The organism is Paenibacillus sp. sgz302114 (genome assembly GCF_056120345.1).
On record NZ_JBVYOI010000028.1, the window covers coordinates 1 to 8613 of the forward strand.

Annotated in this window: 9 protein-coding genes and 1 pseudogene; 7 read left to right on the forward strand and 3 right to left on the reverse strand. The window is 44.8% G+C overall.

Annotated features, from left to right (window positions below):
* Positions 1–127 precede the first annotated feature (127 nt).
* On the reverse strand, positions 128–1339 hold the full coding sequence (locus AC0LWF_RS27630) for an IS110 family RNA-guided transposase (protein WP_474654687.1): 1212 nt from the start codon (positions 1337–1339) through the stop codon (positions 128–130).
* Between the two features lie 294 nt (positions 1340–1633).
* Between AC0LWF_RS27630 and AC0LWF_RS27635 the strand changes: the two genes are divergently transcribed.
* Positions 1634–2173: a hypothetical protein gene (locus AC0LWF_RS27635; RefSeq protein WP_474654688.1), complete on the forward strand. Its 540-nt coding sequence runs from the start codon at positions 1634–1636 to the stop codon at positions 2171–2173.
* A gap of 273 nt (positions 2174–2446) precedes the next feature.
* Positions 2447–3136, forward strand: coding sequence for an Imm26 family immunity protein (locus AC0LWF_RS27640; RefSeq protein ID WP_474654689.1), 690 nt, complete (start codon positions 2447–2449; stop codon positions 3134–3136).
* A 348-nt stretch (positions 3137–3484) separates the two neighbouring features.
* Here AC0LWF_RS27640 and AC0LWF_RS27645 read toward each other — a convergent pair.
* Positions 3485–3607 (reverse strand): annotated as a pseudogene (locus AC0LWF_RS27645) (carbohydrate ABC transporter permease); the annotation flags it as partial.
* A 27-nt stretch (positions 3608–3634) separates the two neighbouring features.
* The gene (locus tag AC0LWF_RS27650) at positions 3635–3778 is read right to left on the reverse strand and encodes a hypothetical protein (RefSeq protein ID WP_474654690.1); all 144 of its coding nucleotides are present in this window, start codon (positions 3776–3778) and stop codon (positions 3635–3637) included.
* Between the two features lie 155 nt (positions 3779–3933).
* Between AC0LWF_RS27650 and AC0LWF_RS27655 the strand changes: the two genes are divergently transcribed.
* The 5 genes from AC0LWF_RS27655 (at position 3934) to AC0LWF_RS27675 (ending at position 8467) form a co-directional block, all read left to right on the forward strand.
* A complete protein-coding gene (locus AC0LWF_RS27655; RefSeq protein WP_474654691.1) occupies positions 3934–4740 on the forward strand; it encodes a helix-turn-helix domain-containing protein in 807 nt (268 codons plus the stop codon).
* Positions 4741–5100: 360 nt separating this feature from the next.
* Positions 5101–6312, forward strand: a complete 1212-nt coding sequence (locus AC0LWF_RS27660; RefSeq protein ID WP_474654692.1) for an ABC transporter substrate-binding protein — start codon at positions 5101–5103, stop codon at positions 6310–6312.
* An 11-nt stretch (positions 6313–6323) separates the two neighbouring features.
* Positions 6324–7211, forward strand: a complete 888-nt coding sequence (locus AC0LWF_RS27665) for a carbohydrate ABC transporter permease (RefSeq protein ID WP_474654693.1) — start codon at positions 6324–6326, stop codon at positions 7209–7211.
* Between the two features lie 12 nt (positions 7212–7223).
* Positions 7224–8111: a carbohydrate ABC transporter permease gene (locus AC0LWF_RS27670; RefSeq protein ID WP_474654694.1), complete on the forward strand. Its 888-nt coding sequence runs from the start codon at positions 7224–7226 to the stop codon at positions 8109–8111.
* Between the two features lie 170 nt (positions 8112–8281).
* Positions 8282–8467 carry a hypothetical protein gene (locus tag AC0LWF_RS27675; protein WP_474654695.1) on the forward strand — a complete coding sequence of 62 codons (186 nt, stop codon included), beginning with the start codon at positions 8282–8284 and terminating at the stop codon, positions 8465–8467.
* Positions 8468–8613: the final 146 nt, after the last annotated feature.

Consider the following 8613-nt stretch of genomic DNA (forward strand, 5'->3'; position numbering starts at 1 on the left):
GCTAAACCAGCTAATATCTTGTCAACATTTTTCATTAGAAGCTCGAAAAATTACTGCTATACTAGAATCTGAGCAAGATAAAGAACCCTCCGAAAGTAATTTGGAAGGTTTTTCTTGTGTTGGTTGCTTAGTCCAAATTCAAGTCGATGAAGGTTTCTTTGCGCTTAAGCAGGGCGAATACCCAGTGAAGCAACTTGTTCACGCAGGCAATCATAGCGACTTTGTAGGGCTTACCTTCAGCGATCTTCTTCTCGTAAAATGCCTTCATTTTCTTGCTGCCGGATCGCCGCAAGCTGCAAAGGACAGCCAAGAATAAGGTGTGTCGAAGCCTGCTAGAGCCGCGCTTTGTAATGCGATTGATTGTAGCCGTGAATTTCCCCGACATATGAACGCTAGGATCTACACCAGCGAAGGCAACCAGTTTCTTCGGGTGATTAAACCGATCGATCTCACCGATTTCCGAAATAATCGTTGCCGCGATTTTTTCTCCGATACCGGGAATCGATTGGATAATCTGATATTCCTCCAATTCATTAGCGAGGGCATCCATTTGCTTTTCCAGGGCGGTTAGATGCTCTCGATAATGAAGCAGCATGCTTACATACATTTCAAGACTAATGAGATGGCTGTGAAACGGTGCTTTTCGGAAGGGATTCCGTTCAGATGCAGCCAGCAGAGCTTCCGCTTTTGACCGTGCCCAGCTCTCAGATCGGCGTATGCAAAGGCATGCAATCTTCTCCGTAATATTCGTTATCCCGGCTTTAAGAGCAGCATCAGAAGTCGGAAATGCCAATAATGTATTTAGCGATACCGCAGAGTGTAAGTCCCCAAAAACGCCTTTATACTCAGGAAATACCTGATCTAAAACAGCTTGAAACTGCAGTTTGATTTGGATGTAGAGCCCCGTAATTGCATCGTGCTGCCTCGTTAAGTTACGTAGGTTTAACAGCTGAACGCCTCTAGTTTTGTGCCGTTCAAAGTCTTCTTTGTAGAACAGTTCACAAAGGGCGTAGGCGTCAACGGCATCGGTCTTTACCTTACGCAAACTAGAGGCTTTCTTGGCCTGATAAGACAGCATCGGATTAACCACGACAAAAAGGTAATTATGATCCTCCAAAAAACGAGTAACAGGAAGATGATAGTGACCTGTCGCTTCTAAGATAACCATGGGTTTTTGATCGGTTTGCTCTTCAAGGAGTCTTAAGAACGATTGAAAAGACTCTAATCCTTCACGAGTATGAGGGACGGTAAAGCTCTTTCCGTAAGGCTGACCTTTGTCTAAAAAGGCCTGGCCTTGACTTTCTCCCTTTGCAATGTCCAGTCCAACTACTGGATTCATGGTTTGTATCACCTTCATTTCATTAGATTCGCCGGTAGCCCCTAGTCCCGCTTGTAGTGTCATAGCTTCGCTTGTTATTCGAGATCGATGTCCCAACCAGCCTCAAACATGTTTCTACAAGTAGGGGGTGAACAGTTTAGCGCACGGGGTCGAGCCCCACGGGCAGAGACGTTCTACCCCGGCTACCCGTACTAAACCTCTTAAAGACAAAAGAGGTCAACCAGTAAAAACTGGCTGACCTCATAATACGAACGGGCAGGTTAATTGCAAGGGCAAAATCGAATGAGGTGTCATATGCCAACGGGAAAACGAAAGAGTTTTTTTGCTACGAAGAATGATCTTCTCCCAGGATTAGAGAATATAACTAAGAAATTTGGTTTGTTCTATGTAGAAGGAATTCTCCATGACTCGCCTGATATTCGGTTTTATGAGAACTTGTTGGGTTACGAAGGGTTAGGTATAAGTAAATGGGGAAGTCATCTGGATAACTATTTCCACGTCTATGAACGGAGTCATGGTCGTCCGAGCGTGAGAGCAATTCCACAGCGTAATGGCGAGACGAAATATGATGTTTCCCTCGATGAGTCGCGCAGCCTTTCTCTGTTTTTAAGCGGATTATATAAAGAAATATGTATTGTAGAAGGCAGGGTACAAGCCTTGCCACCTGCACACCACTTAATTGGTCCAGTCGCGCGTGAATTGACACGAGGGTTCAAAAAGGTGAGAAATTATGCGATTGGACCAGAGGCTTATGATTTAGCCAAAAACCATGGATACAGATTGGTTCTGATCGGGGTAGGGTCGCCAACAGAGTACGATTTGAAGTTGGAATAAGGGCTGCCAATTATTTGTTCATACTCGATTGAACTAACGAGCACAATAGCACAACCTGACAACAGGCTGCCGACATAATTGGCAGCCTGTTCAGCTAACGGGCAGATTAATCGTACTATAAACGGTGAAAATAGAGATTATGGAGCGATAACCTTTTAGGAAAGTAGTGGGTAGCAAATTGGATGAGAGTATAATTAACAACTTTTCTGTTGACGTGGGCTTTGTAAAAATCTCCCCGACCATTCCACGCCAACATTCACGATTGCTCAAAGTTTGGCTGAAGAAATGGGCGAGGAAACCAACTATGACGCTTTAATAAAACTTCGGAAAGCAATGAGAAGTGTAGATAGCGGATTGTACAAACATGTTAAAACGGATTGTGAAGGCGGATGTGTTTTCATTAACAGCAGTTCAAGCAGAGCTGAAGAAATACTAAAAATGGCGGAAGTGATAAATGAACTCGGAGTAAGCCCTTATCGTGTTCCTATTGACTCTGACTATTTAGCTAAAGTGAAACATGCCCTTTTGAACTGGAAACGGCCAAAACCGCAGAAATGGATGATTGGGGACGTGTTTTCTATACCTTTAAGCGATGGCACATTGGCGTTTGGTCAAGTTGTATGGACGAAATTCAAATCTTTCCCCAATTGCGCACTTTTCGATTGTAGAGAAAATGAAACGCCTCCTATCGACAAAATCATTTCTTCATCAGTTGTTTCCGTGTTGGACATCGGTTCTCAATTCATTGATGGTTTCGTTTGGAAAGTGATTGGTAATGCTCCGATATATATTGAGAAGTCGCAGGTTCATGAGATGCATAGAGGAGACGAAAATAGTACACATTCATACTCGCCCAGCGCAATGTCAGAGTTAGCTGAAGCTTATTTCGGATTAAAGCCTTGGAATGGTTCTTTCAATAACGATGAAATGTTAATTCCCAATATCAAGCGTCCAAAGGAATGACTAAGCTAACGGGTACGTTAGCTGAACAAACAAGGAGCAGTTTGCCGGCGGCAGCTGCTCCTTGTTTCGTTGAAGTAACGGGCAGGTTACTTCAATAACCGATCACAGAAAAGAAGGTATAGAGTAGGCTTAAATTTTGTGCGAGGGGGCGAACGTTTGGGCCATTCAATTTGTTGGCCAAGATGTAGTTTAACTGAGTAGTAAGTACGCAAAAACGTCCCAGGTACATTGGTATCAGGGACGTTTTATTTTATTTAGCCAGCTGCAATTGATAGATTAAAATAAATGATTAATGTATAAACAGGCATTATACAGGGCTATATTTCTCTTCTATAATTAAACTGTTGATTACGCTTTCACAGCGCCAAGCGTAAGTCCCTTAACAAAATACTTCTGTAGCAACGGATACAGCAGAATGATTGGTCCAATGGACAGGATACATGTCGCCATTCGCGCGCTTTCCCTTGGCAGAACGCCTATCGCATTTTCCAGAGACTTCTAAGCTGATGCATTGCTTTGCAAGTAATCAAGGTTGGACATTAGCGCTTGAAGTAAATATTGAAGCGTGTACAGCTTGTTATTCTCTATAAATAACGCGCTACTAAACCAATCGTAGAAGCTGACGGATACAACTACATCCAACTATTTTCCCAGCTGACAAAAACTTTGTTTGATGGTTTTTGTCATTTTATGTACTGAAATATAAATCTTGACAACATGTCTATCGAAGATAAAATATAGTTTAAAATACTAATCACATCATCGATCCTGCAAATCATTCACATGGAGGCATAAGAATGGGTAGTATGGCCGAAAAACTCCCGATCGATCAAGTAAGCGACGTAAGTTGCGGAACGATTGTTTACTCGCCAGGAGGCGTATATGGTCCGCGCGACCAAGAATACCTTCAAATTGTGCTGCTGCATACCGGATATTTGAATGTCACTATCGACGATGTATGCTACTCCATTAGCCCTGGCAACGCGGTTCTATTAAAACCCGGACATCGGGAGTTCTTCGAATTTGCACATGACCAAGAGACATGGCACCGCTGGGTCGCAATTAAGATTCCTGAATTTGAAGAAGAATTTAAAGCGAAGCTGAATAAATGGCCCCTCATCCTACCCATTTCGTCAGAGCTTAATAAATTGACGGATTTAATACTCGAAATGGAGACCGGCGCTTCATTGGAAAGCCTTCAGATGAGATGTATGGCACTCGCCGCCGTGCACCAATTCTTTCACGAGCATTCGCGAGAAGGCAGCACTCAGCATGCACACCCATCAGTTAAGCAGGCGAAAAATATCATTCATGTGCGTTATGCCGAGGATTGGACATTAACTGAGCTGGCGGATCAGGTCAATATGACCCCTGAGCATTTAATCCGCCTGTTCAATACACATGAGAATACAACGCCAATTAAATACTTGTGGCATTACCGAGTAAGGCAAGCGGTTGAAATGCTATCAGTAACGGATCATGCCATCTCGGATATTTCGGAGCGCTGCGGCTTCAAGTCAGTGGTCCATTTCTCCAGATGCCTGAAGCAGCGCATAGGGAAATCACCTAGCGAGGTTAGAAGGACTGCAAGGGACTGTGGATAAACACAACACAAATGATAAGGTTAGAATATTAAGCTTGGGCGATAGCTGCCCCGGCTTTTTTCTTTTTTTCAATAGATCATATCAATTTGAGTTCATTTTCCGTCAACTGAGTGGTATTGTTCGCCTGCCAAACTGGTGGTATTCTTCTCTTTGAGATAAATAAAAGCGCTTACATAAGTGCAATTTGGAGGGGTATTCTTGAAAAAGTCAGTTGGTTTGCTCATGGCTTCAAGTTTATTGCTTTACTTGACAGGATGCAGCACGGACGGGAATAACAACTCAGAAACAGCCTCAAACTCAAAAACAGCCTCAAATACATCAAATTCATCGGAAGGCGGGTCAGTCTCAGGGGACAAAAAAGTGATTACCGTCTGGACATTTGCAGATACGCATAAGCAGTATTATGAAGCGATGGAAAAGAAGTATGAGCAGGAACATCCTGATGTCAATATCAAAATCGAGCTATTGGAAGCGGCAGCAATGTTTGATAAATATACGGTCATCGCGCAGTCAGGCGGTGAAGGAGCACCGGATTTGATTGACGTCGAACAAGGTGCCTTCCCACGATTTATCAAAACCGATGATGTACCTTTTGAATCTTTAAATAGCTATCTCGATACGGCTGGATTAAAAGATGCCATTCCAAAAGGCCGTCAGGATTTATACACGTTGAACGGCAATGTTTACGGTATTGAAATCGCTGCTTGTGTCTCCGCGTTGTATTACCGGAAGGATCTGTATGATGCTGCGGGAATTGATGTATCGAAGCTGAAAACGTGGAATGAATTCATGGAAGCATCCAAGCCGCTGACGAATAAAGATACATTTATTTTCAGCGGTTCGGATAAGGATGAAGATGTGTTTGAGCAATTGCTGCGCCAAGAAGGCGGGGATCTTGTTACAAAAGATGGAAAAATCGGCTTCAATACACCTACAGGCGTAGAAGTGCTGAACAGAATCAAGAGTTGGAAAGATCAAGGCGTCATGAGCAAGACATCACCAGATAAGTGGTCTCCGCAATCATGGGAAGCGTACGCGAAGGGCGATTACATCGCAACATTCGGTCCTGACTGGTGGGCAGGCATACTCGTTCAGAATACACCTGATCTTAGCGGCAAATGGGGAGCGGTTCCGATGCCACTCGGCGGACCAAGCTCGGTTCCGACAACAGTTCTAGGCGGTACGGGTCTCGCACTCAGCAAATTCAGCCAAAATAAAGATCTTGCATGGGATTTCCTAAGATATACGCATTTGGATACGAACAATATCGTTGAAAGCTTCAAAATCATCAATTTGTTCCCTGCTCTAACAAGTGCAACACAGTCGCCTGAGCTCCATAAGGAAAGCGCTAATACGAAGTATTTCGGCGGGCAGGACTTAGCGCAGCTATATGCAGACCTCGGCACGCAAGCACCGAGCCAAAACCAAGCTTGGTGGCGTTCACTGATCGGCCAAGCATGGGATAAATTTGAACCGGATTATCAAAAAGGCAAAATGACGCCAGAAGAATTCCTCGGCAATGTTGAGAAGGAGCTTCAGAGCCTCATTGATAATGAACAAGCTCGGGGGTAGGAGGACGACCGATGAATTCGCAAGCATCAGCCCGATGGAAATTGGCGCCACTTCTATTCATTAGCCCTTTCTTTATTGCCTATGCTATATTCGGGCTGTACCCTATACTTTATGGGTTCTGGCTCAGCTTAATGAAGGGTACGAATGAGTATCACTTTGCGGGATTGTCCAATTACCTATTCGTCTTAAAGGACAGCTTCTTCTGGAAAGCCATGTGGAACGGCACGAAGCTTGCTCTAGGCAGCCTGTTCTTGATACTGCCAGTAGCGCTCGGAGTGGCACTGCTGCTGCACCGGCCCTATATCTCGAGTAAGAAAGGGTTCTTCGCAACGTTCTTCTTCACCCCGAATATTACTTCGGCGGTGGCTGTCGGGATCATCTTCAACATGCTGCTGAACCGTGACAGCGGCCTTCTGAACAGCGCACTCGGCCTTTTCGGGGTAGAGCCGATCGGATGGTTGAAGGATGCGGCTTGGACGATTCCATCACTTGTAATCCTTTGCGGTTGGAAATATCTAGGTGTTAACACGCTATTCTTCATGGCGGGACTGCAAAATGTGCCCCATGAACTAATAGAGGCGGCTAAAATTGACGGCGCCACACCTGTGCAGCGCCTATGGCATGTGACGATTCCGCTGCTGAAGCCGATCATGACATTCGTCGTCTTCCAATGTTTGCTTGGCTCCTACGGGATGTTCAGTGAAGCGTTTATCCTGGCGGGTAAAGGATTCGGACCGGAAAACTCCTTAGTTTTTCCGACCACCTATCTATACGACCAAGCATTCCGGCGTCAGGACTTCACGTACTCTTCTGCACTCGGCTATATGTTCACCTTACTGATGCTCGTCATTGGATTCATTCAGCTGAAAATGTTCAATCTCAAGAACCAAGAAGAGTAGGAGGAGAACCACTTGCAGAATTCAGAAGCCGTATCTGTTGGCAGCAGGCTTCCGGTCACAGCGGAGCCCGCGCCCATCAGGCATCGATTCGGCCGCATCTTCGCCTACTTAGTGCTTATAGTCATGAGCCTCTTATTTATGACGCCCTTCCTTTTTATGTTCGGAACGGCTTTTAAGAGGTATGAAGATATTGTAGGCGAACCATTGAATCCATTCCCGCTTCGCCCTACAATGGACAATTTCATTCATCTGTTTGACAAACTGCCCTTCTTTGCAATGCTGGGCAACAGCTTGATCATCGCAGTTTCGTTAACCGTGCTGTCCATTGTATTCAATGCGCTAGTTGCATATGGCTTTACCCGGTATGAATTCAAGTATAAGCATGGGCTGTTTGTCGCCATGCTGACTACGATGATGATACCGGCGCAAATTACGCTCGTGCCTTCATTTGTCATGTTTCGGAAGTTCGGATGGCTAGACACGTTCTGGCCGCTTATTCTTCCGGGAGCAGTAGGAGCGTTCGGCGTATTTCTAATCCGGCAGGTCATGGTTGCCATTCCGAAGGAAGTTTTCGATAGCGCAAAGATTGACGGATGCTCGGAGCTGGGAACTTTTTTCCGAATCGCCCTTCCTCTCAGCACCAGCGCAATCGGCATCGTTGCCTTGCTGACGTTCATGAATGCCTGGAATGATTACTTGGGACCGCTCATTTATTTGAGCTCAGGCTCCAAAATGCCGCTCGCAGTTGGCATTACAACGATGAACAATCCTTACAAGATGGATTACGCCTCCCCGATTACAGGGGCGATGCTGATGTCAGTTCCAGTGCTGGTTCTGCTCAGCATCATCGGACAGAAGTACTTCGTTGATGGTTTGACGGCAGGAGCGGTAAAAGGATAATCTCGCATTTTAAATCGAAAAACGTCTGAGTGGACATTGTCTACTCAGACGTTTTTTCGATATCTTTTATCACTATTCACTAACTGGGGTCCTGATATTGAGTCGGTTAAGGCAAATCCAGATGACTTGGATCAATCTGTTCCTTTTGGTTTGTATGTCAGAGACGTCGAATGTATCATGGTTTACTAAAAGAAAATGGTGTCAAAGTCACGGATATTGTTGATCAAGGTGGATGTGGGCTGTTATTTCAAATGTATGACCCTGATGGTATTGAACTTCATATCTGGGGTGGCTACCCTGGTCAACCCGACAACTGGGTCGGATTAAGATTGGAAATCAAGGATGAGTTGAACTAACGGGCACGATAGTTCAACGACAGAAGGAGCGGATTGCCACGGCAGCCGCTCCTTTGTTTTATTAAACAAACGGGCAGATATTTGCAGCAAATATTGTATATAAGCGAATGAACTATATAATTGAGATAAATTTAATGTTGAGGAGG

Bases quoted from the DNA above. Each gene is read 5' to 3' on its own strand.
- AC0LWF_RS27630 (WP_474654687.1), bottom strand. From the start codon at position 1,339: ATGAATCCAGTAGTTGGACTGGACATTGCAAAGGGAGAAAGTCAAGGC.
- AC0LWF_RS27635 (WP_474654688.1), top strand. From the start codon at position 1,634: ATGCCAACGGGAAAACGAAAGAGTTTTTTTGCTACGAAGAATGATCTT.
- AC0LWF_RS27655 (WP_474654691.1), top strand. From the start codon at position 3,934: ATGGGTAGTATGGCCGAAAAACTCCCGATCGATCAAGTAAGCGACGTA.
- AC0LWF_RS27665 (WP_474654693.1), top strand. From the start codon at position 6,324: ATGAATTCGCAAGCATCAGCCCGATGGAAATTGGCGCCACTTCTATTC.
- AC0LWF_RS27675 (WP_474654695.1), top strand. From the start codon at position 8,282: ATGTATCATGGTTTACTAAAAGAAAATGGTGTCAAAGTCACGGATATT.